This is a genomic window from Pelagicoccus sp. SDUM812002, assembly GCF_031127835.1.
GTDB lineage: Bacteria > Verrucomicrobiota > Verrucomicrobiia > Opitutales > Opitutaceae > Pelagicoccus.
On sequence record NZ_JARXHX010000008.1, the window covers coordinates 18,622 to 40,172 of the forward strand.

Below are 21,551 nucleotides of genomic sequence, written 5' to 3' on the forward strand. Positions count from 1 at the left end.
CCTGCGAAATGCGGATGTACCGAAAATCTTCGCCGATAAGGTGAAAAACGAGCGCGAGCAGGGCTTGGCGCCTTTCGAGCTGTTGCGAAGGTTTTTGATATGCAAAAATGGTTTTGGAGTGGTGTGATTTTGTTAGCTGGTTCGGTCCTTCTGACCGCGTGTGGCGGAGGCGCTAAAGACGGAGCTTTACTGGTGGGGACGGAGGCGACCTATCCGCCGTTTGAGATGACGAACGATGCGGGCGAGATCGTTGGGTTCGATATCGATTTGATCAAGGCGATCGCAGCAGACCAAGGTTTGATCTTGGAATTTCGCGATATGGATTTCGATTCCTTGGTGCCAGCCGTGCAAGGCGGCAACATCGATATCGCGGTGTCAGGCATGTCGATCACGCCGCTCCGACAGAAGCAGGTGGCCTTTACCGACCCTTATATCGAAGCTGGCTTGGTCGTGGCGGTTGGCCCCAATGCGATGAATGTGGGTGGAGTGGATGACCTGAAGGGCTTGCGGATCGCGGTGCAGCAAGGCACCACAGGCGCGGCGAAGACGGAAGAACTCTTGGCCGCTAAGGCGATAGGTAGCGTAAAATATTTCCCCAACGTCTCGGTAGCGATGATGGAGCTGCTCAATGGTGGCGTCGACGCGGTGATAAACGACAAGCCAGTGACGGAAGCCTTCGTCGCCAAGCATCCGGACAAGATAAAGATTGTCGGCGAAACCCTGGCCAGCGACGAGTATGGTTTCGCCTTGGCTAAAGGCCGCGAGGAATTGCTGGCGAAATTGAATGCCGGCTTGGCGAATGTGAAAGCGGATGGCACTTGGGACCAACTCGCGACCCAGTACTTCGGGGACGCTTCCAAGTAATGCTGACGGATTTTTTCCAGCATTTGGTAGGGAGCTTTCCGGCTCTTTTGAAAGGTGCGGGCTATACGGTGCTGGTTGCCCTGCTATCGATGGGGCTGGGCTTGCTCTTGGGCTTGTTCGTTTGCCTAGGGAAGATTTCGAAGGAACGTTTTTTGCGTGTATTGTGTTCTGGATACATCGACGTTTTTCGCGGGACTCCATTGCTGGTTCAGATCTTGTTTATCTACTTCGGTTTTCCCAGTTTGCTGCAGCAGCTTTTCGGGCAACCGTTTCCCTTTGACCCGTTGGTGGCGGGCACAGTAGCGTTCACGCTCAATGCCGCAGCATACATTGCGGAGATCTTAAGGGCGGGCATCTCTTCGTTGGGTAAAGGGCAGTTGGAAGCGGCGGAGTCGCTGGGATTGAGCTACATCCAAGCGATGCGTTTCGTGATCCTGCCGCAGGCCTTGCGACGGATGATTCCGGCTTTGGGCAACGAGTTCGTGACGCTGCTCAAGGATACTTCATTGCTGTCAGCCATCGCGGTGACGGAGATCGTGAAGGAAGGCCGGCTTTATATTTCGCGAACCTACGCGGCGTTCCCCACCTACTTTGCGATCGCCTTGTTATACTTCGTTTTGACCTTTATCGCTACTCGCATCTTCAACCGTTTGGAGGAGCGCTTTAAAATCCATGATTGAGATACGAGGATTGCAAAAGAGTTTTGGCGAATTGAAGGTCCTGAAGGGAATCGACTTTGCCGTTTCGTCAGGAGAGGTGGTCTGCTTGATTGGACCCTCTGGCTCTGGGAAAAGTACTCTCCTTCGTTGTATCAACCTACTGGATACGCCGAATCAGGGCGAGATATCGCTGGAAGGGAAGTCTTACCAAACATTGCCTAAGGAAGTGAAGGAATTGCGTAGCGAGGTAGGGATGGTGTTTCAGCACTTCAATTTGTTTCCGCATCTGAACGTTCTGGAAAACGTCATGCTGGCGCCGGCCAAAGTGCGCCAGTTGGAGGACGGACCGCTGCGGGAGTTGGCGACGAAACTATTGCGTGAGGTCGGCTTGGCAGACAAGGCCGCGGCCTATCCTGGGAATTTGTCCGGCGGTCAGAAGCAACGGGTAGCGATTGCTCGGGCTTTGGCCATGCAGCCTAAGGTGATGTTGTTCGACGAACCAACTTCGGCCCTCGATCCCGAAGTCGTGGGCGAGGTGCTGGCGGTCATGAAGCAATTGGCTAAAGGCGGTATGACGATGGTGGTGGTTACGCACGAGATGGGGTTTGCTCGAGAAGTGGCAGACCGGGTGGTGTTCATGGCTGACGGCAAGATCGTGGAAGAGGGACCGGCACGCGAGTTCCTTGCGAATCCACAGACCGAGCGTGCCAAGGCGTTTCTCGGGTCGGAGCTGAAGTAGGTTTTTGGATACAGAAAGGCCTGTTGTCTGGGCACGAAACGAGGGTCGCTTTGGCGACGCTCCTAGTCGGAGGGCGAGAGGAGGAAGAATCCGTCGTCCCCTTCTGACTGGTAGAGCGGCATGAGAATACGGCCATCGGAGGGGGAGCGTATGAGCCCATCGTTGTTGTCGGCAAGCGGTTGCCCTTTGGCGACTTTGTCGAAGTTTTTGAAGCCCGGTCGCATGCGAAAGTTCTCGTCCGCTGCGATTCGATAGTGGGCTGTGAGCTCGAAGTGGCGTTTGGGTTCGCCGAGTGTCTGGCGCAGCAGTGATTCCTGACGGTCGATGAAAGAGGGGTCGGGGAGCGTTAGCCCGCCTTCATTAGCAAGCAGGAGCCAAATCGTGGCTTGGTGGTGTTCGCGCGAGGTTTCGGCCTCATGTTGGCCGGCTTCGAAGGTGAAACCGCGATAGTCGAGCTGGTTGAGGAATTCGCCGCAGCAGCCGGGGATGGACCGCTCGAGGCCGATCACGGTGTGAAGGGGGAAGTCCTCCATCATGATGAGGCTGGGCGGGTGGGCGTTTACACTCAGGTAGGGAACGGAAGGGGAAGAGGTGGTATGGCAATCGATGAAACAGACGTCGTCGTGTCCGCCGGCGTACTCGTCGATCAGGCTCACCAGGGCGGCGAGTTCACCTTGCTCCACGCTCTCCGTGGCTGATCTGGCATCCACCCGTTCGGAACGGAAGCAGCGATTGAGGTCCTCGTCGATATAGCGGCGCCGGGCCTGTAGCGCGGCTATGTTTCCAGCTAAGCCGAGGAAGCGTCCGTGGAGATTAGGCTGGTGACGGTGCAGTTCTTCGAGCACCGCTTCGATCGCTTGCACGCCCGACGGTTCGTTGCCGTGGATGCCGCCGATAGCGAGCAGCAAGGGGCCGTCATGTCCGCTGTCATAACTGCCGAGGACATGGTCGTCTATATCGATTTGGCGAAGTGGTTTTGTGGGAATTTGTTTCACGACGCGGTTGCGTCTTCGAGTTCGGATATGAGGGATTCGGCGACATCAACGAAGTCGCGCTCGGTTACGATACCGACGATCCGGTCGTCTACCACGACGGGCAGCGAGGTGATTTCCTTTTCGACGATCAGTCGTATGGCTTCGGTAACGGTTGTGTCCGGATCGATGGTAATGGGATCAGCCAGCATGACGTCCGAGGCTCGGCTCGAGCCCGCCTCTTCTCGCTCTCTGATCATGTGGTTAATGATTGTATCCTTGGTTATGATACCGCGAAACTTGCCCTCGTGGTCTTCCACGGGAATGTGGCCGATTCGCTTCCACTCCATGAAATGGGCTGCCATGTCGACCACATCGTCAGTGCGAACTTTTACGAGATCGGTACTCATAAAACTCCGCACGGTTCCGTTGCGTTGGCGCCAGTTACCGGCTTCGGCTTGTTCGACGGGGCTCCATTCGTGAACGGGGTTCCCGCTTTCTTGACGGGCGACCATGCCTGCGGTGACGGCGGTACGAGCCTCGTCGGCTTTGCCCTTTGCTAGCAGCTGGGTGTAGGAGTCGAGCATCCAGCGTGCGCCTGTCTGTCCCGAGTCGACGCGTTGGGTGACGATTCCGAGGTAGCGGTCGATGTCCTCTGGATTAGCAGATGCTTGGGTCAAGCCTTCTCGGGCGATCGGGATGAGTTCGTCGAGGATGAGCTCTCGGGCAGTGTGCGTGGCGCCGTCGATCCAGCGGAAGCTCGAGTCGAGACCGTGCCGCGCCGCGTTGAAGAGGTTCGATTTCGCATCGTCGAAGGGGATCTGGTCTGGTAGGTTGCGATACTTTTGCGGCATTGCAGCGACTAGACCGGTCCAGAATGCAGCGTTGGCCACCATGTCGACTACAGTAGGACCTGAGGGGAGAATTCGGTTTTCGATTCGCAGCGATGCTTTGCCGTCAAGGACTCCGTAACAGATGCGGTTCCAGCGATAGATTGAGCCGTTGAAGGTGCTCCAGGCGGTTAGCTTGGGCACGCGTCCTTCCTTGATCTCCTGCAGTGGATCGGGTGCGCCTTCGTAGGTGAAAAAGGGCTCGAAAGCGGTCACGTCCTCCTGCGGGAGTTCGAGCACGGTGCGCTTGAGCCACGACTCGCCGAAAAGTACGCGTGGCCGTCGCCGCATAATGTCGTTGTCTGGGCGTCGGGTGTCGGCGGCCTGCTCGAAAAGGGCTAACCGCGTTTCGTGCCAAAGCCGTTTACCAAGAAACAGTGGCGAATAGACGCAGGCCGCGAGTACGGGGCCGGAGACGAGTTGCGCCCAATTGTAGGTGTCGACTGCGTCAGAAGCGTCGATTTGCAGGTGGCACTGTTGTGAGGTCACGCATCCGGCGAACAGGGCGACGCTGTCTCGGGTGATGAGTTCGTCTGCTCCGCGGATCCGGTACTCGTAGGCCTCTCCTTTGAGTTTTCTGCGAATGTCGTAAAGTTTCTGGTAGCGAGGCTCAGGTGTCAGGGCCTCTGGAGTAATGTGTTCGTCGGAGAGGGTGGGAATGATCCCGGTGAGCAGCACGTGGCAATCGCGCCGCGCCGCTGCGGATCGCACCTTTTCGAGGGTCTCGTCGATTTGCCGATGCAGATCGGCGAAGCTCCGGCCCGCGAGCAGGGAGGGGCGAGCGTTCATTTCCAAGTTGAATCGGGCGAATTCGGAAGTGAGAGCGGGGTCGTTCAGCTCGGTCTTTATTTCCGGGCCGACAAAGGCTGGGGCGAAGTTGGAATCGAGGAAATTGAGTTCGAGCTCGGCTCCGATACGGCGGACGTCCGTCTCCAGAAGCCCCTCTTCGAGCATGTGCTCAAGCGCGTCGATGTCTCGCAGGACCTCCTGCATGTAGCGTCCACGATCTGGGGCGCTGGGCGGATTCTGAATAGACGGCGGATTCATGGTTGGGGGAGGGCTTTTATTCCCGAAGGTGCGGAAATGCACGTTAGGTGCATGTCGAACGTTGCGACGCGCAATGGGCTGAGAGTGCCGCGGTAGAGGTGGTTGCGAGCTGATTTCATATATACCCCGCTTGCACTTTGAGCGCCAAGAGATGTAACACGAGATCGGGAACTCTGTCATTTAGGCGGAACCTTCCGTCGTTTAGGTGGCTCTTTGAGTGTTATGAGAACCATTTCGATTATTCTGCTGACGGCCGGTCTCGTGTTGTTGGCGTTTGGCTTTCGCGAGTTGGAAACCACCAGCTCGCGGGTTCAGGAATTCTTCACCGACAGACCGTCGGATGAAGCCACCGGTTTGCTCGTTGGCGGAGGCATTTCCGCCGGTCTCGGACTGGTCGGACTGGTGGCGAGCCGCCGCTCTCGCGCTTAGCCAAGCTTGCCGCTGGGTTTGACAGATGTTGAATCGGACTCGTCGCTGGGATTGTGACGTTGTTTTCTGGATACCGTTTACCACGGAGAGTTCCCGAATGTGGACTGGAAGGCATCTTTGGCTCGCTGAAGGTTAGCTGGGGGGACGCGCGGCTGAGCTTGGCAGCGTTCGATATGCTCGAGCGCCTTCGCCTCGTTCTTCGTTTCGATCCAATGCACGGCCAGTGTCCAAAGCACGATCGGGTCTTCGGGTAGGATTTGGAGCGCGTCTTCCAGCGTTTGCACGGCAAGTTCCGTTTGCCCGCGTTGGTAGTAGATTTGCGAGCAATTGATAAGCCCCAGTATCTCTGCCGGTCGAAGCTCCGCGACTTTCTTGAATGCCTCAAGCGCCTCGTCGAGACGTCCTTGCATTCTGAGGCGATTTCCGTTGAGGGAGTGCAGGGAAGGGGAGTCGGGGCACTTGCGCAGGCCTTCTTCGAGGAGGCGGGCGGCTTCGGGTTGTGAGGTACTGATCGCAATGAGCTGCGACCAACCGTCGCCGTAGCTTGGGTCGAGGTCTACCGACTGGCGGAGAGCCTCCTTTGCGGCTTGGCGGTTTTGGAGTTCAAGCTGAAGCAGTCCCATCTGGAAATGGGCATGAGCGTACTCGGGGTCCACTTGAATCGCCGTTTCCAACAATCGTTGGGCTCGCGGCAGCTCTCTTTTTCGGCGGGCCGCTCCGGCCTCCAGGGTCAGGCGATACGGGTCGTAGCAGTCTTCGCTCACCTCATCGATCCACGGGTCGGGAACCTCAATGTAGGAGTCGGTGCTCTTGGCTCGACTGCGAAGCGCTCTCGCTTTGTCGATCTCTCCGAGGTGCTCGTAAACGGTCACCAAGGTGTTCTCCCCGATTCCTGTTTCAGTTGCGAGGCCCGCGCCCTCGAGCCGCTCCTTGGCTCGTTCCCAATGGCCTGCGGCCATATCGGCCTGTGCGAGCCCAGCTATGGCGTATGGGTTTTTCGGGTCCGCTATCAGAACTGTCTTATAGATCGGGGCTGCTTCGGGTGCTCGGTTCGTCTTAATCATCGCGTCCGCGAGATTTAACTTAGCTGGCAAGTAGCTGGGGGCGATTTGGGTGGTGCGTTGCCAAAGGAGCATCGATTGGTCCAGTTGTCCGTAGAGCGCGTAAAGGGAGGCAAGCCGGTTTGTCCAGCGGCCGTTGTTTTCGTCAGTCCGAACAAGAATTCCGTAGAGGGATACGGCTTCGCTGGTGTATCCGTTGGCGTGGTACAGTGAAGCGAGGCTTCCCAATTGGCTGCGCCAATTATCTCCGGAGCGTACTTGCTTTTCGGCATTCTCGATCCGCGCGATCAACTCAGGATAGGTCGCATCCGCCGGGACGGGCGGAAGTGCGGCGATGGCTTCTTTGTGCCAGCGAGTCTCTCTAGCATGGGGCTGATACACCCACAATCCTCCAACTACCAGTACTACGAAGAGCCCTCCGACTAGAGTCCATATCGTTGTTCTGCTCATAGCTTCTCTTGCGACCAGAGCAGGATACGGCTGATTCTGTCGTTGTAGGGTGGATACGCGTGGAAGCCACCTGTGATGAGCGAGGGTTTGCCGTTGCCGTAGAAGTCTCCGGTGACTATAGAGAGTAGCTGGATGGGCTCGTAGGCGATCACGTGCGGGGTGAACTGCATTCGTCCGTCATTGCGAAACCAGACCAGAGATTTCGCGTCGGCCTTATACCAATCGTTGAATGAACTCACAGCAATGACGTCCATGTGGCCGTCTTTGTCTACATCGACTTCTATCGGCGAGTAGGCGCCGGCCAAATCGCCGATGCGATGGAAGCGAAAGGAGCCGTTACCCTTGTTCTCCAGCCATTGAACCCCGTGCCAAGGGCGTGGGCCGGGGATGCCTACGGGACCGAAACCGTCACCGTTGGAAAAGAGGACGTCCGGTTTTCCGTCTCGGTTGAGGTCGCAGAGGGAGAGTCCGCTTGCAGCGTAGTCCTCGTTGGTGGAACTCCAAATCGCCCGGCTTGAGAAAGATCCCTCTCCCGAGTTTTCGAAGTACCAGACTTGCTCCCACTCCTGGGAAACCATCGCTACAATATCCGGCGCGCTGTCACCGTTGAAGTCGGCCACGGAAAGGTTGATGGTTCCCGAAAGGTTCAGCAGGTTATGACTTTCAAATTCCCAAGGACCGGTACGTTCCATCCAGCGGATCTCGCCTTGATCGTATCCAAATTGTCCTACAACGAGATCGAGTTCTCCGTCGCGGTTGAGGTCGGCGGCTCGTAGATCGGTGACGCGGGCCACGTTCTGCAGAATCCAATGTGGGGTGAAATTCTGCCGGCCGTCGTTTTCCAGGATGATGACGGATCCGATTCGGTCGTTGTTGGGAAACACTTGTCCCATGCTCGCTACGAGCACATCGAGGTCGCCGTCCTTGTCCATATCGACCGCTTCAACGTGAACCGGAGCCCTCATCTTTTCTGCGATGGTTAGCTCTTCGAAATTACCGGGGGAAGTTTGGCGTAGCCAATATATCCTGCTTTCTTGGGCCTCGCAGAAAAGGGCGTCCGTTTTTCCGTCTTGGTCTAGGTCCGTCGAAGTAATGTGCGCGACCCAAGGGCGTCCCTCGGCATGTGCCCCCAATTCCTGGCGGTTTGGAAATCGATCTAGGTCGTCGATCGCGTTCGCGTGGGCGGCAATGGGCGGCAGGGCAGCGGTATCCGCTTCTGGTTTTTGAGAGCATCCCTGAAAGAAAAGGATGCTCGAGCATAGCGTAAGCCAAAGCAGGTGAGTATTGGTCGCCGAATAGGAGTGCTCGAGCATCGAATCTGTCTTTAACTCGTGGATACGTTAATCGGCTGGTTTAAAATGCCGATGAAGGAGGTATCGGTGTTTGTGTAAGGGGCGTAGCAAGAAGGGTGTCTAAGAGAAGTAGGGTGGATTTTGGGAGCATAATGTCGAAAGAAATGTGAGGGCGCAGAGTCATCCTAATTAGGGTAATTGGGTGGAGAGAAAGGTTAACCTAAGAGAATAACCTTCTCGCCTAAGGACTGTACATCACCCGATTGGGGGAAGTCGCTTTGGGTTTCTCCTGGGACAGAGCGAGCCAAGCTTTGCTTGGCTCGCCCTTAAAGTCGAAGGCGAGGATGGAACGCTGATTCCAACGCTCGGAGGTTGAAGCTTTCAGGCGAGGGAGTTGCCAATGCTGTTCAAGCATGCATTCCAGCCGTGCTCGTGGGCAGCTACCTTGTCGGTTGGCAAGTCGTGCGTGAGTTTAAGCCGGGTTTTATCGCCAGCCGTATCGAGCTCGATGGTGACGGTGCTGTAGCTAACGAAGCCGTCGTCGATCCAAGTGAAGGCGAGGAGACAAGGGCGAGCGATTTCCAGGTACTCGCCGTAGTGCACGGGAGCCTCGGCGCAAGAATCTTCGCTTTCGGGTGAGTCGACTTTCGGGTGGATCATTTCTACTCGGTAACGACCTCCGACCTTGAAATCCTGTTCGTTGATGGCAGAGCCACCGGGAACCCCGAAAAACCATTGGCTCATTTTTCGGGATTTGTGAAGGCGTCGAAAACTTCCTCGATTGTAGATTGGACGGCACGCTCAATCTTGAGTTGGGCGCGATCGCTTACGGATATGTCATTCATGGTTTGTTGGATTCGTAGGGTTAGAATTTTTTCGTTTTGCTAACAAAAGTATCGAGCTTGTCCAAGCGTTGGCTCCAGAAGGCAGCGAGCTGGTCGATGGCCTGCTTGGCGTCCTGCAGGGGTGTGGTATTCAACTTGAAGCGATGCTTCTTTCCGTCCTTAAGGCGATAGATGAGCGACGCGTTTTCGAGGTACCTTGAGGTGCTTCGATATGGCGGCGGGCGAAAGGTCGAAAGGAGCTCGTAGTTCGGCCACGGTGCGGTCCTCTTGTTTAGTCCGAGTCTGATGCTTCTAAACCTATCTGAATCTAGTTCTGGGAGCTAGACGTGCGGAGCGTTACGTTCGGGGTGCTTTCGAAGGGATGGGACGTTTTATTGCCTTTGGGCCAAGCGACGATGATTTCGGTGGGCTTATTGCTTTCCTTGTATCCGAAAAATAACTTCGGTTCAGATTGCGAGAGATAGCCTGTGGTGCTGGTCAGTTCGGCGGTTGTTTTCGTGCCGTCCTTTCGTATGATCGTCACTTTTGAACCGTAGCCGTGCGGGTTCGACTGGGTGTACTCCAGCTCAACGCCAAAGGAACGATGCCCTTCAACGCCGAAATTTTGGAATGCGAGTAGCCTGTCGGAATTTTGGGCAACTACGAGATCGGGCCAGCCGTCGTTTCCGAGGTCGAGGGTGATAGTCGATTTAGCGTCGCCGGGAACTACGAGACCGCTCTGAGCAGAGGGAACAGGCTGGAACGTGCCATCGCCGTTTCCGAGGACAAGCAGGCTGAGCCCACCGCTGAAGCGGCCGGTAGTGGGCTCGGGGGCGTGGGAGTTTTGGGCTAAGAAAATGTCTGTGAATCCGTCGCCGTCGAAGTCTTGTGCGGCAATCCCGAATACAGGTGCGGTTTGGGCCAGGCGAGGAAGTTCGGAAAACGAGAAGGTCCCATTTCCGTTGTTGATGAAAACTCCGCTCGCGAGCGTGTTTGCTTCGAGCTTCGTGGCCGTGTCGAGTTTGGTTGTGTCTATGATTTCGGGGAGCGTTGCGCGGGCGAAGTCGGCAAAGGTGGGAAATTTGTCTGCGATCGAAGGGATTTCGAAACGGAGTTTGCTGTAAGCACGGATTGGGTACAAATTTTCGTCTTCGAATTGAGCTTCTACTATTTGCTTTTGGCCCGAGTCGTCGAAGTCGCCGTAGTAAAGTACGGTAGGGAATTCGGAACTGGCTTTGTATTTGGTATTAAGGCCGGTGTTGCCTGCGACGTAGTCAATCAGGCCGTCGCCGTTGAAGTCGGCCGGTGCGATTGAGTTCCACCAGCCGAGGTAGGAAGCCAGCCCTGATTTGGAGGTCGCGTCTGTGAGCTTGCCGTCGCTGTTTTCGAAAAGGGTCACGGGTCCCCAGTCGAGCGCGAGCAGGAGGTCGGGAATTCCGTCGCCCGTGGCGTCGCTCCAGATGGCGGAGGTTACCATGCCGATTTTTCGCAAGTCGGGAGCGACTTCCTCCGTGACGTCGATGTAGGTTCCATCGCGGTTTTCTAAAAGATAACTGTCTGGCGTTTCTGGATACGATCCTGGGGTATGCCTGCCGCCTAGGAAGATGTCGAGGTCTCCATCTGAGTCGAAATCACCGGCGGTGATTACGGAGGTGGAGGGAACTGGCGAATCGCTTGGAACTCGTGGTAGAAGAGTGTTGGGGGTGAGCAGCGAACCGTTGAGGGAAAGAAGCGCGAGAGTATCGGACTTGGGAGACGAATTATCGAGTTTTGATGGTTGGGGACTGCTGACTCCGTTTTTCGCGAACGATTGCAATGCTTGATCGGCGGACCCGCAAACGAAGAGGGTTTCCGAGTTGGAGTCGTAGGCGAGGGCTGGGCCTTGTTTCGAGAGGCGACGGGGCAGGAGTAGTTGCTCGGCGAACTCGTTGTAGCGGTCTTCCTGGTGTCGGTATTGCCAGCCGAGGTCGGAGCTGACTTCCGTGAATTGGGTCTCAGCTTTTTCGTTGGAGGTTTTGGGTCGAGGGCTTGAGTCGAGAGACTCAGGCTCAGAGATTGTGTAGATATTGCCTGCTTGGGGCTGCTGGAGTGTGGAAACCTGTCCTGAAGGCCAATGGATTGTTAGCTTGCTGTTTGTAGTGTCAGAGGTGCCCGGGGCGAAGTGTAGAAGCGGTTCGTCGTTGGAAAGAACTCCGCGAGCGAGGGTGAGCTGACGGGTTTGGGTGCCGGTCGGGCTTTCGTAGTGAGCGGAGGAACCGATGCCGTAGGAATTGCTGGATACGCCTTGTAAGCGAACGAGGAAGCCTGCGTTCTGGGTGTTGTTGCGATAGACGAGAAGGTTTTCGTCGAGGTTGTTGACGACGATGTCGAGGTCGCCATCGCGATCGAGATCGGAGTAGGAGGCTCCGAAGGAAACGCCAAGATAGTCCAGTCCCCAATCCTCGGATACGTTCGAAAAGCGGAGGTCGCGATTGTTTCTGTAGGCTAGGTTCCGCTCGTTGAGAAGAGGCGCGTTTCGGTAGACGCGAATGCGGGCGGCGAGGGAGGAGGCGACGTTTTGCTTCTCGAGCAAGTCTGCGTCCATGAAGTTGCGGATGTTCCCGTTCGTAATGAAGAGGTCGGTCCATCCGTCGTTGTCGAGGTCGGCAAACTTCACGGCCCAGGTCCAGTCGGAGGCGTCGAGGCCTGCGAGGTAGGCGACCTCGTTGAAGCGGTCGGTTCCGTTGTTCAGGTAAAGCGCGTTGCGCATGTACATGGGGAAAAGAGAATCGAGTCGCTCGTTTTCCCAGGTACCTCGACTGAGTTCGGCGATCCCTCGCATGCTTTTCTGATGGGAGGTCGCTGCCATGTCGCTCACGAAGAAATCCATCAAGCCGTCGTTGTTCACGTCTCCTAAGTCAGCTCCCATGGAGAAATAAGGCGTGTGGGGAAAGGTTTGCGGGAGGACGTCGGTATACGTCCCGTCACCATTGTTTCGATACAGTCGGTCTGGCTTTTCGAAGTCGTTGGCCACGTAGATGTCAGGCCAGCCGTCCTGGTCGTAGTCCCACCAGGTGGCGGAATGGCCCTGGGAAACGCCCTCGATACCGGATCTTTCAGTAACGTCGCGGAAGAATCCGTTGTCGTTTTCGAAGAAGTAGTCGGGGCGACCCTGGTAGTTTTGGGCGTAGTCTAGGATATTGGTGACGAGATAGAGGTCGAGGTCGCCGTCGAGGTCCGCGTCGGAAAATGCGGCCATGACGGAGGCGTCCACGATATCGAGGCCAAAGGCCTGAGCCTGTTCGGAGAAGGTTCCGTCCCTCTGGTTTATGTAGAGTTGGTTGGGCGCGTCGAATTGGCAGAGGTAGAGGTCGAGCCAGCCGTCGTTGTCGATATCCACGAAGGTGGCTCCGGTTGCCCAAGCATCAGGGAGTCCGGCCACGCCTGCCATTTCGGTGACGTCTTCGAATGACAGGTCACCCGTTTGACGGTAGAGTTTGTTTGGGCCGGTTTTGGATACGGCGTAAATATCGGGTTGGCCATCTTGGTCGAAGTCGCCGGTGGCGATGCCAGCTCCGATGGAGCCGAGGGTAAATTCCCGGTAACGGCGTCCCCACATATCGGGATCGTCGTAGGTGTTTTTGAAGTGGATACCGGTTCGTTCGGGGTCGAGGCGGGTAAATCGAGGGAGAGGGGCGGTCGAATTATCGGCAGGGCTCGGGGCTCGCAAGGGGCTGGATTGAGGCCTGGCTATAGGGGCGGCCAGCAGTAGCCAAAGCGCGACGAGCGTTCGAATGCAGGTATACATCAGGAGCGAGGGTAGCTGTGATCGGTCGGTAGTCTAGCGCGTATTGGGCGAGGTTCGGAGGGGAGCAGTTGGGTGAAAAAGGAACGCCTTGGCAAAGTTCGATTTCAAGAAGATTTCCACCTGTTTCCCGACTGGCGGTAAGTCGAGCACTCAGGTCGATAGCAGTTCGCCCCGCGAATCCTGCAACTCGCCCCACGAGACGGCGCGGTTCATCCCAAAGGAGTTCTCATAGGCGTAATTAGGGGACTTAATGAGAATCGTCCCAATCCCACCCCACCGATTTGTCGGTTGCCTCTATTGCCAATGAAAAACTCAAAGCTTACCTCGCTCGTGCTTGCGGTGTGCCTCACCGCAGCTTCGCATCTATTAGCTGGCCCCTCCAGTCACTTGGAGCAGAACTCGGTTCTGTTCTGGAACAAGCAAGCTCTCGACGCGACGCGCCTGGCTAGAAATCCTCCTCCAGCCATCGCTTTGTGGTTTGGGTCCTATCACGCCGCGATCGCGGACGCTGTGAATGGAATCGCAGGTGAATGGGAGCCATGGCTCGTCGAAGGCAAGGCCCCTGAAGGAGCGAACATGGATGCGGCAATCGCCAGCTCCGCCTACACGGTATTAAAGCAGATTTGGGGACAGCAGGCGAATCCGAGAAACTTCGAACTCGCCTACGATAAGGCGCTCAATGCCATAGAAGACGGGAAATCAAAAGAGGACGGGATCGCTTGGGGTGTCGAAGTCGCCAACGCAGTTTTGCAGGACCGGGAAGACAGCGGTTTCAAACGTCCTTCTGGAATCAAGTACAGTCCGAGCGAGCAGCCGGGCAAATGGCGTCCGACCGCTCCCGAATTCCGCTCCGCGGTGACTCCGCAAATGGCGAGCACTCGCCCCTTCGTAATGACTTCGCCGGAGCAGTTTCGGGCTCCGGAGCCTCCGCCTGTCGGCTCGAAGGAGTACGCCGAGCAATTGGCGGTGGTCGCCGAGCATGGAGCACGCGACGACCCTAACCGTTCCGAATACGACACTTTGAGTGTGGCCTTTTGGGCGGACGCCTTGGGCTCGAGCGGCCCATCGGGGCACTGGAATATGATAGCGACCGAGATCGCCTTGGAAAAAGGACTCAGCACTGTCGAGTGCGCTCGTTTGTTTGCATTGCTGAACTTCGCCGCGTCCGACGGGTTCATTTCGGCATGGGACAACAAATACTATTACAACGTCGCTCGTCCGGAAACCGATCTGCGGGAGCTGACCAAGGAAAATAATCCGCACGTGGAGCAGAAGCCCGACTTCATCCCCAACATGCCCTCCTTGCCTTTTCCGTCTTACACCTCCGCTCACATGACTTTTTCCACGGCGGCAGGACGAGTGCTGGCGAACTATTTTGGCACGGACGAGATTCATTTCTCGATCGGATCCGATGGCCTGCCGGGCGTGGTGCGAAGTTACGATAGCTTTTCCGAAGCGTTCACCGAAGTGGGCCAAAGCCGCATTTACGGCGGCATTCACACCCCGATGGACATCGACGTCGCTCTCGTCTGCGGAAAGCAGATAGGCGACTGGGTATTCGAAAATTCGCTACAGCCGCTACGCCCATAATCTCACTTTACCCAGGCATTTGTGAACTCGATTCAAGACTCCAACAACTCAGACAATTACCTCACTAAGGTTCTGCCTTGGATTTTGCGCATCGGCGTGGCCGGTTGCTTCATCGGGCATGGCGCCTTTGGCATCATCACGAAGTCAGCATGGTTGCCATATTTCGCAGTCGCGGGAATAGGCGAAGATACAGCCTGGCCGATGATGCCGATCGTCGGCACCATGGACATCGCGATGGGAATCCTCGCTTTACTTTGGCCCTGTAGGGCACTCTTCATCTGGGCTGGGCTTTGGGCAACGTGGACTGCTTTGCTTCGACCATTGGCCGGCGAACCGGTTTGGGAGTTTCTCGAACGGGCAGGCAACTACGGTGTGCCGTTCGCGATCCTGGTAGTCGTCGGAACGAGCGGGGCGCTGTTCGCTCGTCTTCCGTCCGTATGGCCGAACCTTGACGAAGAAAAGCGCGGCCAGCTCATGCTTACTCTTCGGGCCACGACGCTAACGTTGCTGCTCGGGCATGCCGGTTTGGGCCTTTTCGCTCAGAAAGCGGGCCTCGCCCAACACTACGCAGCGCTCGGCTTTGAAAATGCCGAAGGGCTGGTACCATTCGTAGGTGCCATCGAGTTCTTCATGGTCGCGATTGCTTTGGTACTGCCGCGAGCCGGCGTATTTCTAGGGATTTGTATGTGGAAGATCGCTACAGAATCGCTCTTTGTCGTGTCGGGCGCTCCGGTCTGGGAGGTGATCGAGCGTTTCGGCAGCTACGCCGCCCCGCTCGCGTTGGCTCTTTTGATCTGGCAGCAGCAATCCAAAACCGAAACTGAACTCGAGCCGGTCACGGCCTAACGCCCTATGAAGAACAACCAACTGCTTGGACGGTCTCGTTTATTGACCGGTTTACTCGCTGTATCTGCTATTTGCTTACATTTCAGTCTCTTTGGGCAGGTGCCAACGTCGCGGCCAGCGTACAGCTTCCTTCGCTGGGCTGAAGACTGGTCTGCTCTTGAGAAGGGTATTCCTGGGGACTCCGATTCTTTTGATGCGATCAAGTATGTTCCGCTCGGATCCAGTGGGGAGTTTTGGGCTAGTTTTGGAGGCGACTTCCGTGTTCGCGGTGAGGACTGGTCAGGTTTCAACTTTGGCAGTCCTGTTGGCGTTTCGCATGACGACTCCTTTCTTCTGACTCGATTTCGAGCGCATGGAGATTTTCACCTGCCGGACAAGGCACGGATCTTTGCGGAAGTGAAAGGCGCCTACGCTTCCGATCGAAACTTGCCAGGTGGGGTCCGCTCCATCGACGAAGACGAATTCGAGCTGCAGCAGCTATTCTTCGATTCCGAGGTGGAGTTGAGAGGCGGTGACTCTATGCGATTGAGAGTTGGCCGACAGCAGTTTGCCTTTGGTTCGCAGCGTCTGGTGAGTTCCTTGCCTTGGGCGAATTCCTTGCGCACCTGGGACGGTGCTCGCTTGACCCATAATGTGAATGATTGGAATGTGGATACATTTGGCGCGATGTTCGTTCCGATCGATTCAAGTGGTCTCGGTGAAGGAGACAGCGATCAGCTCCTCTATGGAATCTATGCTAAGAGAACAGGCGCTCATGCAGGAGGAGGGATCGAGCTTTACGCTTTGCGAAACGAGTTCGCGGGACGTAGCTTCAATGGCACCTCAGGTGTGGACCGTCGGTGGACGCTAGGGCTACGCCAATGGGCTCCACTGGGAGAGCGAATGGACTACGAATACGAATTGAGCTATCAGTTGGGCGACATCGGGAACTTCGATGTGAATGCCTGGTCGCTCGCCAGCAAGTTCGGTTACAAGCTTAGCGACGACAACTCGCTGAAAGCATGGGCTGGCTTTGATTGGGCGAGTGGCGATGACGAATTCGGAGGAGATGTGGGAACCTTTAATCAGCTGTATCCGCTCGGGCATGCCTACTTCGGGATTGCAGACGTAATAGGGCGCCAGAATATTTTGGATACAAGCTTTGGCCTTGCTTGGAAGCCTCAGTCGAAGTTAACTCTTAATCTAGCGGCTCACAGCTTTTGGTCAGATTCAAGCAACGATGCAATCTACAATCCAGGCGGCGGTGTCGTACGGGCTGGAAATGTCTACTCGTCCTCACGTATCGGCTGGGAAGCGGACCTCAGCGGTCGTTGGCAGATAGGTCGACACTTGGCCGTAGATTTTGGATACGCACACTTCTTCCCAGAATCGGCGATCGAGCAATCGGGGCCATCTGAGGAGATCGATTTCTTCTACCTCGGGTCTGTTTTTACTTACTAGCATCTTTCCCTTACTGACACTCCTTATGAAACATAAGATTCGAGCTCTACTGTTTATATGTATAGGAATTATAGTTACAGCAAGTCCCTCTACTGCAGCGGAGAACCCCATTCTTTTCTGGAATAACCAAGTGGTTAACGCTACGCGTCTATCGCGTAATCCGCCGCCAGTCGCGGGCATCCACTTCGCGACCTTTCATATCGCCCTGTTCGATATTGCCAACAGCTTCGAAAGGAAGCGTGAAGGTTGGTTGGTGAACGAAAAGGCTCCTGATGGTGCTAACCTGGAAGCTGCCCTAGCGGCTGCAGGCCACTTAATACTGAGTCAGCTTTGGGGCAACGTGGCGAATCCGCGAGTGATCGAGCTCGCCTACCAAACTGCTCTCTCGGAGGTACCGGAAGGAGAGTCTCGAGATGCGGGAATCGCTTGGGGTGAAGAAGTAGCGCGCCGCGTTCTTGAGAAGCGTTCGACGGCTGGACTTGGTTTGCCTAGTCAGGGCAGCTACGTGAGTAGCGAGATCGGCAAGTGGCGCGAAACGCCTCCGGGCTTCCGTCCGCCGGTGACTCCCCGACTCGGCGAGGTTGAGCCTTTCGCTCTCGAATCTTCCAAGCAGTTCCGCGCTCCGCCGCCACTCTCGCATGATTCCAAGGAATACGCCCAGGAAATCGCCTTCGTAAACAAGGTTGGGCCGCGCGACGGTGCGGAGCGTACAGAGTATCAAACTCTCAGCACTCCGTTCTGGGCGGACGATCTGGGCTCGGCCACGCCTCCGGGACACTGGAACGAAATTTGCCGAACGATAGTGCGTGGAGAGGGGATCGACGAGGACGTCTATCGGACCGCTTACATTTTTGCTATGCTCAACATCGCTGGAGCAGACGCAGGCATCACCGCTTGGGAGACCAAGTACTACTACAGCACTTGGCGCCCTGAAACGGCAATTCGCGAAATTCGTGAGGAGGACAACCCAGTTGCCCTGCAAAACCCTGATTTCATCCCAAACATGCCTTCCCCTGCCTTCCCGTCCTACACTTCGGGGCACAGCACCTATACCGCCGCCATGTCGCGCATGATCGAGCATTGCGTGGGCAGAGACGACATTTCTTTCTCAGTGAACTCGGATGGCCTGCCGGGTGCGGTGCGGCATTACGAAAAGCTATCCGATGCCCGACGCGAGGTTGGTATGAGCCGCGTTTGGGGTGGTATCCACGTGATGTCCGACAACATCGAAGGACAAAAAGCGGGCCTCGCGGTCGCCGACTGGATCTTCGAAAACACCCTTCAGAAAACGAAATAAGACGCCAACTTAGAAATCCTACCCCTTTACGCCATGAGAAACCCGTTCCCTATTCTACCAATCATTCTTGTATCTGTATCTTTAATACACGCTGATACAAGCTATACCCTGAAAAAGCTTCGCCCGCTCTCTCAAGCAGAGGAACAGGGAACGCCTTTCCTGCGCCTCGAACCTGAGAGCACGGCTATAACGTCTCGCAACGAATACAACGACCCACGGATGTGGGGCCGCTTATTTCGCGAGCTGACCTTGGGCGCATTGGAGACGGGTGTTGCGGTGGCAGACTTCGACATGGACGGGCGTTTGGACATTTACTCCGTATCAAAGAACGGGCCCTGTTCGCTCTACTTGCAGACTGTGGACTACAAGTTTGTAGATATCGCCCGTGTTGCAGGGGTGGCTGCGGATGAGATGATCAATGGCAAGGCAGGAGCGGCCGCTGTGGACATCAACCAAGACGGTTGGATGGATATCTACCTTTGTCGCTATGACGCGCCGAATCTGCTCTTTGTGAACAATGGCGACGCGACCTTCGAGGAACGGGCGGCCGAGTACGGACTCGATATCAACGATGCTTCGGTTCATGCGAGCTTCGCCGACTACGACCGCGACGGCGATTTGGACTGCTACATCGTGACCAATATCCTAGACTTTTCGGTGAGCCCGCAAGGCAGTCGCGATTACTTGATGGAAAATCTCGGAGACGGACAGTTTCTGGACGTGACCGCTCGCTCGGGCATCTGGGGGAAGACCCAAGGCCACACCGCGATCTGGTTCGACGCCAACCAAGATGGTTGGCCGGATGTATATGTGGCCAACGATTTCGAAACGCCGGATCGCTTCTACTTGAACGAAGGAAACGGATCGTTCGTCGATGTAGTTGATGAAAGACTACAGCACGTGACTTACTTTTCCATGGGGGCCGATTCTGGCGATTTGAACAACGATGGCTTAGTTGACTACTTCGTAGCGGACATGCGTGACCGGACACGACAGGAGTACGTGGCGGGGATGGAGGAGATGGGTCGCGGTTTGTGGGACATGGAGCGGGTGGCGGATTTGATTCCCCAATACATGTGGAACGCGCTCTATCTCAATGCTGGAAACGATCGCTACAAGGAAATTGCTCATATGGCAGGCATGGAGGCGACGGGATGGACTTGGGCTACGCGTATGGGCGACTTCGATTGCGACGGCCTGATCGACGTCATGTTTACGACCGGGATGATTCGCAACTTCATCGATGCGGATTTGATAGACAAGCAGAACGTGGCCCGAACGCTGCAAGCTCGAGCGGCTGTCTGGAAGAACGCTCCTCCGAGGAACGAGACGAATATGATGTTCCGGAACAATGGAAACCTAACCTTTGAAGATGTATCCAAAGAGTGGGGAATAGACCATGACGGAATCTCTTTTGGCTGTGTCACGGCGGATATGGATGGAGATGGTGACCTGGATCTTGTTTACTCAAATTACAATGAGCCGCCGTCAATAGTACGCAACGACTTCACGTCCGGTAATCGATTCGTAGTCGAGCTCGAAGGCGACGCCCCGAATCGACGTGGCGTCGGAGCGGAGATTACGATCGAAACGCAATCCGGGAAGCAGGTGCGACAGCTCTACGGAGAGCGCGGAATTGTATCCAGCGAGCCGGTACTGGCTTACTTCGGATTGGGTGATGAAGAGGAAGTTTCACAGTTAACGGTGCGTTGGCCCCGTGGACAAATGTCAGTGTTGGAAGACTTGCCCGCAGGGCATCGAGTAGTGATCAATGAGCCGGCGATTGATAACCCTGTGCTCAACCCCGCAGTGGTAGCGACCGCGCGAAATCCTGACGCTTTGTTTTCCGAATCTGCTCAACAGCACGGCTTGGAGTTCGAAAGCGACTTGCGGAATGTTGACGAGCTAAGCCGCCAGCGCCTGTTGCCCCGCCGCTTGAATGGACAAGGGCCTGCTTTAGCTGCGAGCGACGTCGATGGGGATGGGTATATCGATATATTCGTATCCGGTCCGGCAGGACAAGCGGGCGTGCTTTATCTCGGAACGAGTTCTGGAGTTTATAAAAAAAGCTCTAGTCAAGCCTGGGCGAACGAAGCGGAGGCGGACGATGTGGCCGCTATCTTTTTTGACGCTAATGGTGACCAAGTTCCGGACTTGTATGTGGCCGCCAGCGGCGTGAAGCCAGAACGTGGCGACGCGCTGTTGGTCGACCGACTTTACCTCAACGATGGCAACGGATCGTTTACGCTCGCGGGTTCGGCGTTGCCTGCTGAGGGCGAAGCGACGGGAGCAGTGGCAGCTGCTGACTTCGACGGTGACGGCGATATGGATCTTTTTGTCGGAGGGCGTTTCGTTCCTGGAAAATGGCCGGAGACGCCGAGAAGCTTTTTATTTCGCAATGACGGCGGAACGTTCACCGATGTGACGGAGGCTTGGGCTCCCGGATTGAAGGACGTGGGCATGGTTACGGATGCGGCCTTCAGTGATATCGACGCCGACGGAAAGGTCGACTTGTTGCTCGCGATCGAATGGGGGCCGATTACCTGTTTCGCGAATGACGGAAAGTCCTTCCAAGATAGAAGCTCAGCCTTGGGGCTAGCGCCTTACAAGGGTTGGTGGAGCGCTGTAGCGGTAGAGGATCTGAACGGAGACGGCCGTCTTGATATCGTAGCGGGTAATGTAGGTTTGAATACGAAGTATCATGCTTCGACGGAGGAGCCGACGGTTGTTCTGGTCGGCGATTTCGGTGGCCAGGGCCGCAACCATATCGTGGAGGCTCAATACGATAGCGGGAGATTGTGCCCAGTGCGCGGTCGCAGCAAACTGGCCTATGCCTTTCCTTGGTTGCCGAACAAGTTTGCTACCTACCAAGACTACTCGCGCGCTTCGGTCGACGAGATTTTCACGGTTGAGCAGCTAGGAAGAACGCGACGTTTGGAGGCTACGGAGCTGGGTAGCGGCGTATTTTTTCAAAACGCGGATGGAACGTTCACCTTCGAACGATTGGGTTCCGAGGCGCAAGCCGCTCCGGTACATGCGATTTCGATCAGTGACTTTGACGGAGACGGAAATCTCGATGTGTTTTGCGCAGGAAATAATTTCGGCGCTGAGCCGAGTACGGGCCGCTTCGATGGCGGCCTAGGTATCTTACTAGCAGGAGATGGAAAAGGCTCTTTTGAGCCGATGTGGCCTAACCAGAGCGGCATCAGCGTACCTGGCGAGACGCGGGCTTTGGCTATATTGCCGAGCAAGAATGGTAAGCCGGGCTTGCTCGTCGCTCGAACAAGCGGTCCGCTCTACTTCTTCACGCCGGTTGAGTGATGGCTAGGTGAAGGAGGAGGTTGTGCTTTTAGCTCTCCTTTGTT

At 56.0% G+C, this 21,551-nt stretch carries 15 protein-coding genes; 9 read left to right on the forward strand and 6 right to left on the reverse strand.

What is annotated here, in order from left to right:
• Window positions 1–99: 99 nt before the first annotated feature.
• Genes QEH53_RS12915 through QEH53_RS12925 form a run of 3 tightly spaced genes read left to right on the forward strand, consistent with a single transcriptional unit; the run spans window position 100 to window position 2,262 of the window.
• On the forward strand, window positions 100–864 hold the full coding sequence (locus tag QEH53_RS12915) for a basic amino acid ABC transporter substrate-binding protein (protein ID WP_309023620.1): 765 nt from the start codon (window positions 100–102) through the stop codon (window positions 862–864).
• A complete protein-coding gene (locus QEH53_RS12920; RefSeq protein WP_309023621.1) occupies window positions 864–1,544 on the forward strand; it encodes an amino acid ABC transporter permease in 681 nt (226 codons plus the stop codon). Before QEH53_RS12915 ends, QEH53_RS12920 begins: the two co-directional genes overlap by 1 nt.
• Entirely contained in the window at window positions 1,537–2,262 is a 726-nt protein-coding gene (locus QEH53_RS12925; protein ID WP_309023622.1) for an amino acid ABC transporter ATP-binding protein, read from the forward strand. The genes QEH53_RS12920 and QEH53_RS12925 overlap by 8 nt, the downstream gene beginning before the upstream one ends.
• Window positions 2,263–2,324: 62 nt before the next feature.
• Here the strand turns inward: QEH53_RS12925 and QEH53_RS12930 are convergent, their stop codons facing one another.
• Window positions 2,325–3,257: a succinylglutamate desuccinylase/aspartoacylase family protein gene (locus QEH53_RS12930; RefSeq protein WP_309023623.1), complete on the reverse strand. Its 933-nt coding sequence runs from the start codon at window positions 3,255–3,257 to the stop codon at window positions 2,325–2,327.
• Entirely contained in the window at window positions 3,254–5,170 is a 1,917-nt protein-coding gene (locus tag QEH53_RS12935; RefSeq protein WP_309023624.1) for a CBS domain-containing protein, read from the reverse strand. Before QEH53_RS12935 ends, QEH53_RS12930 begins: the two co-directional genes overlap by 4 nt.
• Before the next feature lie 222 nt (window positions 5,171–5,392).
• Here QEH53_RS12935 and QEH53_RS12940 point away from each other — a divergent pair, with 222 nt between their 5' ends.
• Window positions 5,393–5,599, forward strand: coding sequence for a DUF3185 family protein (locus tag QEH53_RS12940; protein WP_309023625.1), 207 nt, complete (start codon window positions 5,393–5,395; stop codon window positions 5,597–5,599).
• Between the two features lie 77 nt (window positions 5,600–5,676).
• Here QEH53_RS12940 and QEH53_RS12945 read toward each other — a convergent pair whose 3' ends face one another.
• The 4 genes from QEH53_RS12945 to QEH53_RS12960 all read right to left on the reverse strand — a co-directional run bounded on the left by QEH53_RS12945 (window position 5,677) and on the right by QEH53_RS12960 (window position 13,013).
• Entirely contained in the window at window positions 5,677–7,110 is a 1,434-nt protein-coding gene (locus QEH53_RS12945; RefSeq protein ID WP_309023626.1) for a tetratricopeptide repeat protein, read from the reverse strand.
• Complete coding sequence (locus tag QEH53_RS12950) at window positions 7,107–8,423, reverse strand: VCBS repeat-containing protein (RefSeq protein ID WP_309023627.1); 1,317 nt, start codon at window positions 8,421–8,423, stop codon at window positions 7,107–7,109. The genes QEH53_RS12945 and QEH53_RS12950 overlap by 4 nt, the downstream gene beginning before the upstream one ends.
• A gap of 360 nt (window positions 8,424–8,783) precedes the next feature.
• Window positions 8,784–9,146: an SRPBCC family protein gene (locus QEH53_RS12955; RefSeq protein WP_309023628.1), complete on the reverse strand. Its 363-nt coding sequence runs from the start codon at window positions 9,144–9,146 to the stop codon at window positions 8,784–8,786.
• A gap of 408 nt (window positions 9,147–9,554) precedes the next feature.
• Entirely contained in the window at window positions 9,555–13,013 is a 3,459-nt protein-coding gene (locus QEH53_RS12960) for an FG-GAP-like repeat-containing protein (RefSeq protein ID WP_309023629.1), read from the reverse strand.
• Window positions 13,014–13,316: 303 nt separating this feature from the next.
• Between QEH53_RS12960 and QEH53_RS12965 the strand changes: the two genes are divergently transcribed.
• Genes QEH53_RS12965 through QEH53_RS12985 form a run of 5 tightly spaced genes read left to right on the forward strand, consistent with a single transcriptional unit; the run spans window position 13,317 to window position 21,507 of the window.
• Window positions 13,317–14,603, forward strand: coding sequence for a phosphatase PAP2 family protein (locus tag QEH53_RS12965; protein WP_309023630.1), 1,287 nt, complete (start codon window positions 13,317–13,319; stop codon window positions 14,601–14,603).
• Window positions 14,604–14,624: 21 nt separating this feature from the next.
• The gene (locus QEH53_RS12970; RefSeq protein WP_309023631.1) at window positions 14,625–15,449 is read left to right on the forward strand and encodes a hypothetical protein; all 825 of its coding nucleotides are present in this window, start codon (window positions 14,625–14,627) and stop codon (window positions 15,447–15,449) included.
• Window positions 15,450–15,455: 6 nt separating this feature from the next.
• Window positions 15,456–16,889 carry an alginate export family protein gene (locus QEH53_RS12975; protein WP_309023632.1) on the forward strand — a complete coding sequence of 478 codons (1,434 nt, stop codon included), beginning with the start codon at window positions 15,456–15,458 and terminating at the stop codon, window positions 16,887–16,889.
• Window positions 16,890–16,914: 25 nt separating this feature from the next.
• Entirely contained in the window at window positions 16,915–18,186 is a 1,272-nt protein-coding gene (locus QEH53_RS12980) for a vanadium-dependent haloperoxidase (protein WP_309023633.1), read from the forward strand.
• Window positions 18,187–18,219: 33 nt separating this feature from the next.
• Window positions 18,220–21,507, forward strand: coding sequence for a VCBS repeat-containing protein (locus QEH53_RS12985; protein ID WP_309023634.1), 3,288 nt, complete (start codon window positions 18,220–18,222; stop codon window positions 21,505–21,507).
• Window positions 21,508–21,551: the final 44 nt, after the last annotated feature.